Source organism: Affinirhizobium lemnae, from assembly GCF_022968395.1.
GTDB classification, from domain to species: domain Bacteria; phylum Pseudomonadota; class Alphaproteobacteria; order Rhizobiales; family Rhizobiaceae; genus Neorhizobium; species Neorhizobium lemnae.
The window spans coordinates 1-14,484 of record NZ_JALJQZ010000026.1; the positions used below are offsets into that span (position 1 = coordinate 1).

17 protein-coding genes are annotated in these 14,484 nt (G+C 56.5%); 7 read left to right on the top strand and 10 right to left on the bottom strand.

All coding sequences use genetic code 11. The features are described from left to right. The first annotated feature begins 137 nt into the window (after window positions 1-137). Window positions 138-551, top strand: a complete 414-nt coding sequence (locus tag MUU53_RS15485) for an SRPBCC family protein (protein ID WP_247261741.1) — start codon at window positions 138-140, stop codon at window positions 549-551. Here the strand turns inward: MUU53_RS15485 and MUU53_RS15490 are convergent. The 7 genes from MUU53_RS15490 to MUU53_RS15520 form a co-directional block, all read right to left on the bottom strand. Then, on the bottom strand, window positions 541-1,476 hold the full coding sequence (locus MUU53_RS15490) for a lipid A biosynthesis lauroyl acyltransferase (protein WP_247261702.1): 936 nt from the start codon (window positions 1,474-1,476) through the stop codon (window positions 541-543). The two genes, MUU53_RS15485 and MUU53_RS15490, sit on opposite strands and share 11 nt — an antisense overlap. Window positions 1,477-1,480: 4 nt before the next feature. Further along, on the bottom strand, window positions 1,481-2,509 hold the full coding sequence (locus MUU53_RS15495; RefSeq protein WP_247261703.1) for a zinc-binding dehydrogenase: 1,029 nt from the start codon (window positions 2,507-2,509) through the stop codon (window positions 1,481-1,483). 65 nt (window positions 2,510-2,574) lie between these two features. Next, window positions 2,575-3,864 carry a beta-ketoacyl-ACP synthase gene (locus MUU53_RS15500; RefSeq protein WP_247261704.1) on the bottom strand — a complete coding sequence of 430 codons (1,290 nt, stop codon included), beginning with the start codon at window positions 3,862-3,864 and terminating at the stop codon, window positions 2,575-2,577. Window positions 3,865-3,874: 10 nt separating this feature from the next. Continuing rightward, on the bottom strand, window positions 3,875-5,080 hold the full coding sequence (locus tag MUU53_RS15505; RefSeq protein ID WP_247261705.1) for a beta-ketoacyl-ACP synthase: 1,206 nt from the start codon (window positions 5,078-5,080) through the stop codon (window positions 3,875-3,877). Between the two features lie 31 nt (window positions 5,081-5,111). Continuing rightward, on the bottom strand, window positions 5,112-5,582 hold the full coding sequence (locus tag MUU53_RS15510; protein ID WP_247261706.1) for a 3-hydroxyacyl-ACP dehydratase FabZ family protein: 471 nt from the start codon (window positions 5,580-5,582) through the stop codon (window positions 5,112-5,114). Window positions 5,583-5,604: 22 nt separating this feature from the next. Next, window positions 5,605-5,889, bottom strand: a complete 285-nt coding sequence (locus MUU53_RS15515) for an acyl carrier protein (protein WP_137137101.1) — start codon at window positions 5,887-5,889, stop codon at window positions 5,605-5,607. Between the two features lie 137 nt (window positions 5,890-6,026). After that, a complete protein-coding gene (locus tag MUU53_RS15520; protein ID WP_247261707.1) occupies window positions 6,027-6,986 on the bottom strand; it encodes a nucleoside hydrolase in 960 nt (319 codons plus the stop codon). Window positions 6,987-7,175: 189 nt separating this feature from the next. Here MUU53_RS15520 and MUU53_RS15525 point away from each other — a divergent pair, with 189 nt between their 5' ends. Next, entirely contained in the window at window positions 7,176-7,961 is a 786-nt protein-coding gene (locus tag MUU53_RS15525; protein WP_247261742.1) for a TSUP family transporter, read from the top strand. Here the strand turns inward: MUU53_RS15525 and cobU are convergent. Then, entirely contained in the window at window positions 7,958-8,485 is a 528-nt protein-coding gene (gene cobU / locus MUU53_RS15530) for a bifunctional adenosylcobinamide kinase/adenosylcobinamide-phosphate guanylyltransferase (protein WP_247261708.1), read from the bottom strand. The genes MUU53_RS15525 and cobU overlap by 4 nt on opposite strands. A gap of 471 nt (window positions 8,486-8,956) precedes the next feature. Between cobU and MUU53_RS15535 the strand changes: the two genes are divergently transcribed. Beyond that, window positions 8,957-9,955 carry a glycine betaine ABC transporter substrate-binding protein gene (locus MUU53_RS15535; protein WP_247261743.1) on the top strand — a complete coding sequence of 333 codons (999 nt, stop codon included), beginning with the start codon at window positions 8,957-8,959 and terminating at the stop codon, window positions 9,953-9,955. A gap of 78 nt (window positions 9,956-10,033) precedes the next feature. Next, a complete protein-coding gene (locus MUU53_RS15540) occupies window positions 10,034-10,384 on the top strand; it encodes a hypothetical protein (protein WP_247261709.1) in 351 nt (116 codons plus the stop codon). A 55-nt stretch (window positions 10,385-10,439) separates the two neighbouring features. Here the strand turns inward: MUU53_RS15540 and MUU53_RS15545 are convergent, their stop codons facing one another. Next, entirely contained in the window at window positions 10,440-10,562 is a 123-nt protein-coding gene (locus MUU53_RS15545; RefSeq protein WP_137137243.1) for an entericidin domain-containing protein, read from the bottom strand. Between the two features lie 253 nt (window positions 10,563-10,815). On the opposite strand from MUU53_RS15545, the gene MUU53_RS15550 reads away from it, so the two are divergent. Further along, window positions 10,816-11,592 carry a formyl transferase gene (locus tag MUU53_RS15550; protein ID WP_247261710.1) on the top strand — a complete coding sequence of 259 codons (777 nt, stop codon included), beginning with the start codon at window positions 10,816-10,818 and terminating at the stop codon, window positions 11,590-11,592. Between the two features lie 386 nt (window positions 11,593-11,978). On the opposite strand, the gene MUU53_RS15555 is transcribed toward MUU53_RS15550, so the two are convergent. Next, complete coding sequence (locus MUU53_RS15555; protein ID WP_247261711.1) at window positions 11,979-12,866, bottom strand: LysR family transcriptional regulator; 888 nt, start codon at window positions 12,864-12,866, stop codon at window positions 11,979-11,981. A gap of 182 nt (window positions 12,867-13,048) precedes the next feature. Between MUU53_RS15555 and MUU53_RS15560 the strand changes: the two genes are divergently transcribed. Both MUU53_RS15560 and MUU53_RS15565 read left to right on the top strand, forming a co-directional pair. Further along, entirely contained in the window at window positions 13,049-13,240 is a 192-nt protein-coding gene (locus MUU53_RS15560) for a hypothetical protein (protein WP_247261712.1), read from the top strand. A 162-nt stretch (window positions 13,241-13,402) separates the two neighbouring features. Then, window positions 13,403-14,425, top strand: a complete 1,023-nt coding sequence (locus MUU53_RS15565) for a GlxA family transcriptional regulator (protein ID WP_247261713.1) — start codon at window positions 13,403-13,405, stop codon at window positions 14,423-14,425. Window positions 14,426-14,484 lie beyond the last annotated feature (59 nt).

A 14,484-nucleotide genomic window follows, 5' to 3' on the forward strand; every position in this document is an offset into this window, starting at 1 on the left:
TCTCCAAAATCAGCTTTGAATCCGATTTGCGCTCTTTTGGGAATCCCAATCCTTAAATCATCACCACGACCTAGCGAGGCACCCTTGCCTTGACGAGGAAATGCACCATAAATCAGTGGGAGGAAGGAGAACCGATGATGCCGGTGCTTGAAGCAAAGGCGATCCATACATCCATCGAGCGAGACTGGAAGCAGGTCTATGACTTCGCTTCCAAGCCTGAGAACATGGCGCGGTGGGCATCGGGCCTTGGCAGCGGCCTACAGAATGCGGGAGACCATTGGTTGGTGGATGGCGGCCCGCTCGGTGAAATCACGGTTCGCTTCTCCCCTCAGAATGAGCACGGAATCGTCGATCACTGGGTTGAGATGCCGTCCGGCATGATCGTCTACAATGCCTTTCGCATCGTTCAGAACGGCGACGGTGCAGAGGCCATATTCCTGGTCACGAGACTGCCCGGCATGTCGGAGGAACAATTCGAACAGGATTCTCGCCATGTCGAGACCGATCTCGGCAATCTGAAGCGGATCATGGAAGCAGAGATCAGCGCTTGATGCTGTGCTTGATGTTCCAGCGGTCGTGATACCAAAGCCACTGCTCAGGATGCTGCCGCACCCAGCTTTCCACCTTGTCGTTTAGCAGCTGACCCGTTGCCTGAACATCGACGGCCCCTGTAGCCGTGCGTGGGATCTCGATCCGCGGTTCGATCTCCAGACGGTAGCGATTGTCCGCCAAACGGATGCAGCGAGCGGGGTAGACCTCGCAATCGAACTGACGAACGAGCTTCGCCAACAGCGGGTTTGTCTGCACCGGATTGCCGAAGAAGCGTGTCATCAGGCCCTTCTGGAACTTCTGGTCCACCAGAACACCGATGCCTTTTCCCGCCTCCAATTGGCGCGCGAGCGCAAAGGAGGAACCCGCATGGGACGGCACAAGCTTGCCCATGCGCGCCGAGCGGAAGTTGAACACTTTTTCCGCAATGTATGGATTGTTCGGCGGACGGAACATCACTGTCACATTCAGGCCGAAGCCGGCACCTGCCACGGGAAGCAGTTCAAAATTTCCGGTATGCGCCGTGAAGACAATGAACGGGCGCGGATTATCCCGAAGATCCAGAAACAGCGGAATACCCGATACCTCGATCCGTCCCGGCTTTTCCGCTGCAGGATCGAAGTCAAACAATCGATCGAGGAAGACGTACTCGGCAGCGAGCCTGCCCATATGGCCCCAGCTCGCCAGCGCGATCTCAAGTCGCTCTTCCTCGGATTTTTCGGGAAAGGCATTGGCAAGGTTCACCAGCATCAGCTTATGGCGACCGGTCATCGGACCGATCTTGCGAACCAGCCAATCGGCAAAGCGAATGGCAGGATCCGCAGGCAGAAGCTTCAGCAGATTGAGAAAGCCGAACGTGATCTGCGCCAGAAACCACTGACGAAACTTCCGTGCGGCCAGCACAATCCGGGTGATGAACATCTTCACCGGATCAATCCATCCGCAACACGATTTTCCCGAAGATCTGGCGGCCTTCCATGCGCTCCAGCGCCTTGTCGATCTCGTCGAACGTCACTTCGGTATCAATCACCGGATGCACGATACCCCGCGCCATCTTCTGCATGGCGTTGGCCATGTTTTCCATGCGGCATCCAAAGGAGCCCAGCAGCTTCAGCTGTTGCTGGAACAGCATCATCAGATTGATATCGGTCGAAACACCAGAGGTGGAACCGCAGGTCACCAGACGACCACCGCGCTTCAGGCACAGCATGGAGCCGGCCCAGGTGTCCTTGCCGACGTGTTCGAACACCACGTCCACGCCCTTCTTCTTCGTGATCTTGCGTACCACGCCTTCGAAACGGTCTGTACGGTAGTTGATCACGTGATCGGCACCGAGCGCCTTGGCCTTCTCGATCTTGTCATCGGAGCCAACCGTGGTGATCACCGTGCAGCCCATTTTCTTGGCCAGCTGTATTGCGGCGCTACCAATGCCAGATCCGCCAGCGTGAACAAGGATCGTCTCGCCCGGCTCCAGCTTGGCATTGTCGAACAGCATGTGCTCCACGGTTCCGAAGGTCACAGGCGCAAGAGCAGCCGCGACAGCATCAACGCCCGGAGGCGCCGGGACCAGCTGGCGGGCCAGGATATTGATCTTTTCCTGGGCAAAGCCATCCAGATGGAAGCCGTGCACGCCCTGGACATGTTCACAAAGGTTATCGCGACCCTCGCGGCACGGCTTGCAGAGACCGCAGGTGCGCGCACCATAGACCGATACCAGTTGACCCGGCAGAACGTTGGAAACACCCGGACCGATGGCTTCGACCACGCCGGAAGCTTCCGCACCGATCGTAAGCGGCATCTTGCGCTTGGCAAATGCCATGCCGCGCCAGCCCCAGACATCGATATGGTTCAGCGCAACCGCCTTGACCCGAAGCGTCACTTCACCCGGTGCCGGGGCTTCCGGCTCAGGGATGTCGGTTGCTTCAAGACGGCGATCATCGATCAGTTGCAAAGCGCGCATGAGATATTCCTTCGCCAGAAGGCGTCAAAACTGTTTTGGCAGAATAGCCTGAGTTGAACCGGCTTTTAGGCTGGCTCAGCCGTCATGACAAGACTTGCGTTCTGACCGCCGAAACCAAACGAATTGGAAAGCACGGCAGAAACCTGCTGATCGCGCTTCGTGTTCGGCACCACATCCAGAACGATGGCCGGATCCGGGTTCACATGGTTGATGGTTGGCGGCAGTGTTCCCGTCAGCATGGTCTGGATCGAGAACACGGCTTCCACCGCACCGGCAGCCGTCAGCGTATGGCCGATCATCGATTTGTTGGACGAACAAGGAATGCCGTCCTTCAAACGTTCGCCGAACACCGCCAGCATCGCGCCGTATTCCATCTTGTCGTTTTCCGGCGTCGAGGTGCCGTGCGCATTGATATACCCAATGCCGCTTTCATCCATGCCAGCATCTTCCAACGCAGCGCGGATCGTCGCAATGGCCGGACCACCATCCGGTGAAGACCGTGTACGGTGGAAGTGATCGGCCTTTTCGCCGCAACCCTTCAGGATACCCAGCACCTTTGCGCCGCGCGCGACGGCGGATTCCAGCGATTCCAGAACAAGCGTTGCCGCACCTTCCGCGATGACGAAGCCATCACGATCCTTGCTGAACGGCTTGGACGCCTTTTCCGGCGGGTCGTTCTGCGTGGACAGGGCGGACAGCAGCGAGAAGCGGATAAGAGCTTCAGCGCTCACCGAGCCGTCGGTCGCAACCGTCAACGCACGATCAGTCCGGCCCTGACGAATGGCTTCTACGCCAAGCTGGATCGCGGTTGCACCGGATGCACAGGCTGTGGACAGCGTGACCGGCAGACCGCGCGTGCCGAACATGTCGGAAAGGCGCTCCGAAATAGAACCGAATTGAACGGCCTCGAGAAAGGCCGGATCTGGCCGTTCACGCATGGCCGCCAGAAAACGATCATAGGCATCAGCTTCCGCCTGCGGCGGCGGCGCACGATCGGCAAGCTCGAAACGCGCATTCCATTCCGGCTCTACCGGCGGCGCTGCCAGAAACAGCGGCCCGTTGAAATCTCCTGACAGACCAGCCTGAGCCAGCGCTTCACGCGTCGTTTCGCGCGCAAAGGCAAACGACCGCTCAACAGCGTTTTCCCGCGGGATCTGGATGAAATCCACAGTACCGCTGATGCGGGTGGAAAGCCCCTCCGTCGGGAAGCGCTCGATTTTGTGAATGCCGGATTTACCGGAGGTCAGTGCAGACCAGTTATCCTGCAGCCCCTGCCCTAGCGAGGTGATGACACCCATGCCGGTTACGGCGATAATGGGACGGCCCAGGTGATCCTTGAATGCGTTCGTGCTCATCATCGATTCCTCAACCGTTCGCCGAAAGGACGGCAAGTCCCTCGCCCCGGATATAACCGACCGTGGTCACCACAGCCTTTGCCGCGGCTCCCTGCATCTTCGTTTCGTGATCCGGATCGAAGGCCGGAATGGTGGCCTTGCCATCCAGCGCGAGTGCCGCAAGCGCCAGGCCAAGCGGGAACTGCGCTTCCATGGCATGACCCGTCACGCCACCAAACCCGCGAATGGCCGCGCCTTCGAAAGAGGACTCAAGAACTGATTTTTCGCGTGCGGCGAGATCGCTCATTCCCGTCGATCCGGAGAAGACGACCACGTCATCGCCGAGCTTCGGCGCAACCTCCGCCGCAAGCCGCTGCAGCCGCTTTTCGAGACCACCATCGTCTCGCGATCCACGGTCGGCATCGATGGCATCGACAATCGCGTAGATATGCGCACCACGCGCCTCAGCATACTGGCGGGATTCCAGCACAAGGAATGCGCCGACAGAGCCCATGATCATGCCGCCACCTTCGCTGCCATCACGGGTCCAGAGCGGCTTCCAGTCGCCGGTCTGATGGGCGCGAATGCCTTCGACAAGCAGAATGATGTCGGCGCGCTCAGCCACGAAGGCACCGCCCACCAGCGAATGGGTGGACTGGCCGGACTTGATGCGATGATAGGCCGTTTCGACGGCGGAGATGCCCGCCGCTTCTTCGCCCATGAAGGTGCGGGATGAACCGGTGACCTTGTGGACGATGGAGATATTGCCAGCCAGCAGGTTGGAAAGCTGGGCAAGAAACAGCGTCGGACGAAGCTCGGTTGTCAGCTTCTCATTCAAAAGACGCTCGCGGTCGTTGCGCTTCAGCGCCTCATCAACGATCAGGCTGTCGACTTTGATATCACGCTCGCCGCCGCCGGCAGCCACGATCATATCCATCGTGCCGCAAGCTTCCGCGTTTTCCTTCAGACCTGCATCTTCCAGCGCAAGACCGGCGGCGAACACACCGAGACGCTGCCAGTTTTCCATCTGACGCTGATCACCGCGCTTGGGGATCTGCTGCGACCAGTCGATTTCCGGCATCGGGTGAACAGGATAAGGCTTGAAGCGCTCGCTATCCACCCGAGGCGGAAGAACTTCCGCGCCGCTCAGCAGGGCCACATGCGGCTCCTTGCCGACACCACGGCAGGTGACGATACCGACGCCGGTAATCACAACGTCATTGGCTGACTTGCTCATCTCAGGTTCAACCTTTCAGATGCGCATGCCCTTATTGGGCGGCAAGCGCACTCAACAGCCCAACTTCAGCGGCGCGCTTGCGCACGATGTCCGCAAGAGGCACTTCCTCAAATGGCATGGTGCGCAGCTTGAGCTGTGCATCGCAGACCTTCTTGCCGGCAGACGAAATCTTCGCCTTGGTCACGGCGTAGCCAGACCCTTCGTGCTCTAGAAACGCCTCGATAACGAGAACCGCCTCAGGCTCAACGAATGTCCGCATCTTTGCGCCATCAACAGACATCAGGAATGGCATCGCGGCAAAATTGGAAGCGGCAAGAATCATGAAGCCGCTGGCCTGGGCCATGGTTTCAATCAGAAGAACGCCGGGCACTAGCGGCATTCCAGGAAAATGCCCCTCGAATACGGGGCTTTTTGCCGGAACGACGGACCGTGCCTTGAGCGTTCTGGATGACAGATCGACCGCTTCAATGCGGTCGATCATCTGGAAATATTCAAGAAGCATACGCTCCCTCAGCCAGGGCTTTTCAGCCCTTTGCTGCCCTCAGTTCGTCAATCTTGGCGCAGAGGTTCTTCAGCACGAAATACTCTTCCGTGGAAACCTTGCCTTCGTTGACTTCCTGCGTCCACTGCTCGAGCGGGATCTTGATGCCGAATTCCTTGTCGATCGCAAAAACGATATCGAGGAAGTCCAGGCTGTCGATGCCCAGATCGTCGATCGTGTGGCTTTCCGGCGTAATGGTTTCGCGGTCGATCTCGCTGGTTTCAGCGATGATGTCGGCGACTTTATCGAATGTAGCGGTCACGCTCATATCCTCTGAATTCTGTCAGTCAGGGTTCCACATAGGGAAAACCGACTGCAATGCCAATGGCCTGCTGAGTGCGGAGCAATATTTTGCACCGACACTGTTGCCTAAACATCAAATTGCACGGGTAATGAGGCAGCACCTCAGCCCGCAATGCCTTCCACCAAAGCCGCACGAATGACTTCGAGCACGGAATCCGGCTTTATACCTGTCGCAACTGTCTGGCTCGGCAGGTTATCCCACGCACTCGGCGGAAAACCACGCCCGTCCGGCTTCTGGATCGTCTGGCCGTCAGCAATGCCGCTGCAGACAACCCGAATCGCACCTGCACGCGTCTCGAACAGATCCGGACGGACGAGATAGACGGCGGCACAACTATCGTGCACCACCATGCCATCACCGACGCGACCTTTGTAGAACTCGATGTAGAGCTGCGAGATATCCGACAGAAGCTTGACGTCCGGGCGACCGCTCTCAACCATTTTTGCCAGATAACCGCTCGTCATCACGGTCTTCATTGTGACATCGAGCCCGATCACGACCACCGGCCAGTTTGCGGTCATCACCACATCTGCCGCTTCCGGATCGCCATGAATATTGGCTTCCGCCGCCGGCGAAACATTGCCGTTCACGTCGAAGGCGCCACCCATGATGATGACCTGCTTGACCAACTGGGCAATCTCCGGGTCAGCCTTCAAGGCAAGAGCCAGATTGGTCATGCGTCCAACGGCTATGAGCGTAACCTCTTTCGGATTGGCGCGGACGGTATCGATGATGAACTGGTAGGCAGGGCGAAGATCGGCCTGGCGCGAAACAGCTTCCGGGACTGCAACGTCACCGATTCCGTTATGTCCGTGAATGGCCGTCGGCCAATAGCTGCCGCCGCGCGCAGGATCGAATGTCTCGCCAGCCCCTTTGGCAACCGGAGCCGCGATATCCCAGGCTTCTGTCAGATAGAGCGCGTTCCGTGTCGTCAGTTCGATCGGCGCATTGCCAAACACAGTCGTGACGCCAATCAGATCGATCTGAGGATGACGCGCCAGAAAAAGCAACGCCATGGCATCGTCAATACCGGGATCCGTGTCGAAAATGACCTTGTTCATTTGATAATTCCTGAATTCGAATTTGCCAGCACAATAGCGTCGGCTGGTATCGGCGCAAGCATGTCGTCTTGCAGACCTTCGCCTTTTACCGGCATTGTCCGCCGCAATTCCGTGAATGGACGATCTTGCGCCAGTGCTGATTGAATGACAGAAGGCGGCAACGCCCGCCTCAATCACCGAGCCATTCCCGTGCACGACATCGCCACTCACCTGCTGCTGTTCCTGTTTCTTGCCGCAATCGTCGCAGGATTCGTTGATTCGATTGCAGGGGGCGGCGGACTGATTACCGTTCCCTGCCTGCTTCTGGCAGGGCTTCCGCCTCTGGAGGCACTGGCGACGAACAAGGTGCAAGGGCCCTTTGGCGCGGCTTCGGCAACCATAGCTTACGCACGGAAGGGACATGTGAAGCTGTCAACACAGTTACCGATGGCGCTGATCGCATTTGCGGCCGGCGGCATCGGTGCACTCATCGCCTCGCATGTGCCGGGCAAGTTTCTGGGCGCAGCCATTCCGTTTCTTCTCGTGGGGATCGCGCTGTTCTTCGCGTTCAAGCCCAATCTCTCCGATCAGGATAGCACCCGCCGGATTTCACCCGCCATCTTTGCCGTGACTGCCGTCCCCCTCGTCGCGCTTTACGATGGCGTATTCGGGCCGGGCGCTGGCTCGTTTTATATGCTGGGCTTCGTGCTTCTGGCAGGTTTTGGAATGTTGAAGGCAACAGCGCATACCAAGCTGCTGAACCTCGGCTCCAACCTTGGTTCACTCGCAGTTTTCGCGATCAATGGAGCGATTCTCTGGAAGGTAGGGTTGCTGATGGGCGTTGGTCAGCTCATCGGCGCGCAGATCGGCTCCAGTCTGGCAATGAGAAGCGGCGCAAAAATCATCAAGCCGCTGCTAGTCATCTCCTGCGTCGCGCTCGCCACCAAACTGCTGGCAGATCCTACCCATCCAATCCGTGTCTGGCTGGGCTTCTAGCCCTTCATTTTCAGCGGAAGCCCCGCGGCGATGAAGAAGACGTCATCGGCCTTGGCAGCCAGCATCTGATGTAGGCGACCGGCATGATCACGAAACTGTCGTGCCATTCTGTTGTCCGGCACAATGCCAAGGCCCACTTCGTTCGAAACGAAAATGAAATGGCCTGCTCCAGCAGCGAGACTATCAACGAGACGTGCGCTTTCGACTGAAACATCGCGCTCGGCCATCATCAGATTGGTCACCCAAAGGGTCAGGCAATCGACGAGAATCACGCGTTCTTCGGACTGTATGCCAGCGAGCATTTCGACGAGAGCCATCGGCTCTTCATGCGTCGTCCAGTGCTCCCCGCGCTGTTCACGATGCAGCGCCACCCTTTCGCGCATCTCGTCATCATAGATTTGCGATGTCGCGAGATAGTGGCGATCAAGTCCAGACTGGAGAGCAACGTTTTCTGCGAAACGGGATTTTCCGGAGCGTGCGCCACCAAGAACAAAAGTCACGCGCAACCGCGTCGATTCGGTCATTTATGTATACCTGAAACGAAAACACCCACGATTGGCTTACGAAAGCGGCACATTCGTAGCGAAAGAGGTTGCCGCCGGGCTCATCGTAGCCGAGATCGCAGGTGTGTGTGGGGATATGCTAGCACAACAGACAGGTTGTTCAAGGGCGCTTTAGCATCGAGCCGCACCGAAGATTTGTTTGGCTCCGGTACGCACTACCTGCCGGAGCCCGAGCGGAAACAACCGCGTCAACTGCATAGCGTGCAAATCGTTACCGGCTGGTTATCAGTCGAAACAAACTTGCATCTTGCAAGTACCAATCCAGCCAAATGGTGCATCAGGATTTTGCGAGGCTTTATACAAGAATTTATCAATTCGAGGTGAGACTTAGCCCAATTTGCTTTTGGTCAAGGCTGAATCAGGGCATTGTACAACCGCGGTGGATAAACTCGACATTCTGCGATGAGCAGCAACAGAGGGAGTGATCAGGCAATGTGGTATGGTGCAACCGGCGCAAGCGCGCTCTTGGCCTACTTTGCATTTGCCGCTTCCGCCCAGGCTTCCGAGTGCGGCCGCGTCTCGATTGCGGAAATGAACTGGAATTCGGCTGCCATTGCCGCACAGGTCGACAAGCTCATTCTTGAGGCGGGTTATGGTTGTGATGTGGAAATCGTTGAGGGTGACACCATCCCAACGGTCAAAACCATGATTAACCAAGGCACTCCGGACATTGCGCCGGAACTCTGGGTCAATTCCGTCAATGCAGAACTTAACGTAGCCTATGCATCCGGCCAACTTGTGCAGGGAGCCGAGATCCTGGCCGACGGAGCCGTGGAAGGATGGTGGATACCGAAATATGTCGCGGATGAACATCCGAACCTGCGAACTATTGCTGATGCACTTGCAAAGCCGGAGCTCTTTGCAGAAAGTAACGAAAACCGTCCAGGCGTCATTCATAGCTGTCCTCCCGACTGGAGCTGCAACATCACGACGGAAAACCTGTTTCGGGCGACGGGTGCAGAAGGCAAGGGTTTCGCTCTAAAGCCTGCTGCATCCGCCGAAGAATTCAATGCTGGCCTTTCGAAAGCGCTGAATGAAAAGCGCGGCTGGCTGGGCTACTACTGGGCCCCGACGGCCATTCTGGGTGAACACCCCATGGTCAAGCTGTCGTTCGGCGTTCCCTTCGACCAGCTTGAGTGGGATGAGTGCACGTCCCGGGCCGGATGCGCCAATCCGAAGATCAATTCCTATCCCGTGTCTCAGGCCTTCACCATCATATCGAAGGGTCTGTCGGACCGGGCTCCTGACGTTGCCGATTATCTACGCAATCGCAAATGGGGCAACGCGACGATCAGTTCATTGATGGCTTGGCAGGCTGAAAACAACGCCAGCAACCGCGATGCCGCCCTGCATTTTCTTCGCCAGAACCTCGATATCTGGACCAGATGGGTTCCGGTTTCAGTTTCGGACAGGATAAAGCCAACCCTGTAGGAGCGATATGTTGAGGCCGTGGATCGTTCGCCGTATTCTTTGCTTCGATTCGGCAAAGAATGCAGACGGAACATGTTCATGAGCACTGTGGCGCCCATTGGGAACCGTGAAAATGTGGCAGATGCACTGGCATCCATGACACAGGATAATGAGAACTGGCTGAAGTTGATGATGGAAAACCCGTCCTCGGACGACGTGCTTCTCGACGGTCTGCATCTTTATCTCGACCGGGCAGCGGCAGGGCGTTTCGTCAACACTCTCAAGCTTCAAAAAACGGGAGAATGGATCGGGGGAATGGCACCCGCCCGTATTCAGATCAGGTTGAGCGAGGCTGCGAAATCGAGCCAGCATCCCGCATTTACGGCGTTCCGTGAGGGTTACAACAAGTCCGGCGGTTTGCGGCGTGCCTATCCCGCTGCCAAAATTTGATCTGAGAAAGAATATGCGCGGGAGAAGTTTTTCTGCCCCTCCCGCAGCTCAATTCTTAGCGAGCGGCGCGCTCTACCTTGCGACCGGCGTCCTGCGTGGCGTTCACGGTATTGGCGGCATCCTGGCCAACGCCGCGGATCGTGTTGCCGCAGGATGCGAGCGAAGCGGCGGTTGCCATGAGAGCAGCGATAACCGTAACTGTCTTGAGCGTCATTTTGAAAGTCTCCGAATTGAACGACACAGAACCGGAAAATTATGTTTTCCGGCGCAGTAACGCGCGGAATGTGAAAAGGTTCACGGTGAAGTGAAACAGTTTTCAGAAGCCCGTCAGATTTTCCGGAAACCATCTCTTTGTCGTTAACGATATGTTTGACGGATAGCACCATCGTCGCTTGCACATGCCTTCGACATTCATATGAGCGGAAGATCTGATGACGGCGCCGAACCCTGCGAGACTCGTTGTACTGACTGCGGGCGGCCTCAATCCGCAGGTCATGATCAACGATCTCCACGCCCATTTCCCCAACCTGACCGTGATTCAAGAGAATTATGAGAGCAAGACCGATGTCCTGAAGCGCCGTGCTCGAAAGCTTGGTTGGCTGCAGGCAGCAGGACAACTGGGCACCATGATCGTATCCCGCCTGGGCAAGCGCATCACACAGCAACGGACCGAAGACATCATCAAGCAATACGGGCTGATATCGCAGCCGTTATCGACGGTGCCTGTAACGCGTGTCTCATCCCTCAACGATCCAGATGCGCACGCCGCCATCCTCCGCGCAAAGCCTGACCTCCTCTTTTCGATCTCTTGTCGGCTCCTGTCTCGCAGCACACTGGCGGTCATTCCCTGCCCCATCGTCAATTTCCACGCCGGGATAAACCCGAACTATCGCGGGCAGATGGGAGGGTACTGGGCACGCGTGGAGAATGACGAAAACAATTTCGGAGCGACCCTCCACTATGTGGATGCAGGAACGGATACTGGCGATACGCTCGCTGAGGTTCGGGTAAGACCGGCAGCAGACGATACGATCTCCACCTACCCCTTGCTGCTCACCGCAGCCAGTATCGATCCTACGGTTCAAACATTGACCTCAGTCCTTGATGGCGCCGCAAAGCCTTACGCGCCATCAGGACCTTCCCGCCTGCGTTTTCCGCCGCCCCTGTGGACATATCTTTTCAATGGCGTGACCAAATCAATCTGGTAAGACTCTCAAACTCGCAAAATTTTGCAGCCGGTTGTCAAACTTGATCCAGGTCAGTCTCACGCAGGTTGCAGGGAGTATAAGGATAGTCAGGCAGAACGCCTATCCACACTGTCGAACACCGCATGATGTGGGGTGACGACATATCTTTGAGGCTTCTAGAAATGCATTATGACTGGACTGGAAATGACCATCGTCGGCGTGTGCTGTTTCGCCTCGGCTGGGCCTTTTTATCCGTCACCGCCGTCTTTTCCGTGGCAATTTTTCACTACACGTGACGGACAGGTCTGGAGCATAATCAAGCTCACGTGATGAATTACCGACATCTGGAGCATTGTCGGTCGCTAAAGTCGAGAATGCTCCGAATTGTTATCCTCGAGCCGAAAGTGTCAGGCGTTGAGCTGGGCGTAGGATTCGCGGATCGAGTCTGCAACGGCCTTTGCTGGGATCGAAAGATCCGGAGCAACAACCATCCTGACATCAAATGACATCAATTCTGGAAGCCCATCCTTTGGCCCCAGAATAGCCATCTCATCCGAGACGTAAGACCGAGCCATCGGAGCAATCGCAAGATCGGATACGATAGCAGCACGTTGGGCCATGGTATTCGCGCTCAAATAAGCAATCCGATAAGGGCGCCTCATATCTTCCAGTCTGTTCAGCGCCTCCTGCCTCCACAGGCAACCATCTTCCCAGATAGATAGCGGCAATGGGTCACGCATATGTGCCGTTCCGCACCTTGCACCGACCCAGACAAGCTTATCCTCGAAAACAACCTCGCCCTCTGTCGGCAGAGGACGCCAGACGCTGTTCATCAATACGAGATCGAAGCGCTGCTCCTCCATCTGGCGACGAAGCCGCACACTCCCATCGACCGTGACATCGACCATGATACCAGGGAACTTTGCGGCAAAGTTCTTCAAAATGCCCGGCAGCAAACGTTCCGCAATGTCGTCCGGCGCGCCAAGCCGGACCACGCCGGAAAGCTCCGGCATGATGAAGCGAGACACGGCTTCGTTTGAGAGAGCGATCAGCCGCCGCGCATAGGTTAGCAAAACCTCGCCTTGGGGAGTTAGCGCCACGGATCGCGCGTCTCTCAAGAAGAGCGTGGTCCCCAGTTGGTCTTCCAGCTTCTTGATCTGCATCGAGACGGCGGAAGGCGTTCGCAGGACAACTTCAGCCGCAGTCGAAAAATTGCCGGTATCAGCAATCGCGACAAACGTTCTCATCACATCGTTATCGAGAAGCGGCAGAGATGCACGGAACGGCCCGTTCATTGTGACAACTTTCAGAAATCCTTATATTTAAGATAGTATCATTTCGAGCGGCTGATAGTCAATTCTAAGCCGACCATGAGTCACATCACAATTATTGATGATTTCAATGAAAACAATCGAATTGTAGAAAGAATTAAATAAGCGCATCGTTCTTTTGCACAAGCCCGGAAAGGAGCATGATCATGGCTTTCGCAAGCTCGCAACCCACATCATCGTCAATGACTGAAACTTTTGTAAGGGGCAGTTTCCTGTCGAAAATCATCGGCAAGACCTCAGCAGCAATTGCGGCCCACAGAAAGCGCAAGGCGCTTGCCATTCTTGAAGCGCTGCCAATAGACGTTCGCAAGGATATTGGCTGGCAAACGGGCAACTGAGACAGAGTTTAATCGGAATGCCCTACAAATATGCAGGAGGATGAGGCTGCCTCTCTCCCGACATCTTGTGTGTCGCAAATGAATGTATCAATGACGTATTTGAAACATTCAAGGCAGCCTCTTTCACGCGAGGAATAGGAGCCTTGCCACGGAGCCCCTGCAATGACCATCAAGCCCCCGGTCAAAAAACGTACGCTGGTTTTCTTCCTGATCCCGGAGTTTACACTTCTTCCGTTTTCGGCGGCTGTCGAAACCCTCCGGATTGCCAACAGGATGTTGGGATACAAGGCCTATGACTGGCGCCTGGCCTCCGCCGATGGGCAAAAGGTCTACTCCTCGAGCGGAATTGCATTGGAAGTCGATTCCTCGCTAGCCGACGAGCGACGCAACCTGAGCGGAGAGCAGCGACCGAGCATGGTGTTGATCTGTTCCGGCATCAATGTCGAGAGCTTCAACAATAAGTCCGTTTTTGCTTTCCTGCGAGAAACCTACAATCGGGGCGTTTCCGTTGGCAGCCTCTGTACGGGCGCCCATGTGCTGGCGCAGGCGGGGCTGCTGAACGGCAAGCGATGCGCCATCCATTGGGAAAACCTGCCCGGCTTTGCCGAAGCCTTTCCCCAGGCCGAAGTCTATGCCGATCTCTATGAGGTCGATGGCAATCTTTACACCTGCGCAGGCGGAACGGCCTCGCTGGATATGATGCTGAACCTGATTGGTCAGGACTTCGGCGAGACGCTGGTCAACCGGGTTTGCGAACAACAGCTGACGGATCGCGTCAGAAACCCGCATGATCGTCAGCGGCTTCCCTTGCGCGCGCGACTGGGTGTGCAAAACAACAAGGTTCTGCAGATCATCGAACTGATGGAGAGCAATCTTTCGGAACCATTGTCGCTCATTGATATCGCCGACAGTGTTGACCTTTCACGCCGGCAGATCGAGCGCCTGTTCAGTCAGGAAATGGGGCGTTCCCCTGCCCGCTACTATCTGGAAATCCGCCTCGACCGCGCAAGGCATCTTCTGGTTCAATCCTCTATGCCAATCGTGGAAGTGGCCGTCGCCTGCGGTTTCGTGTCGGCATCGCATTTTTCGAAATGCTACCGTGAGGTCTATAACCGCTCGCCGCAGCAGGAACGCGCGGAACGCAAGCTGGTGTCGAATACGCCGCGAACACTGGTTCCGGCTTGAGATGACATGAAAATGGCCGCACCTGCCGGTACGGCCATCTCATATAACTCACCCTGCCG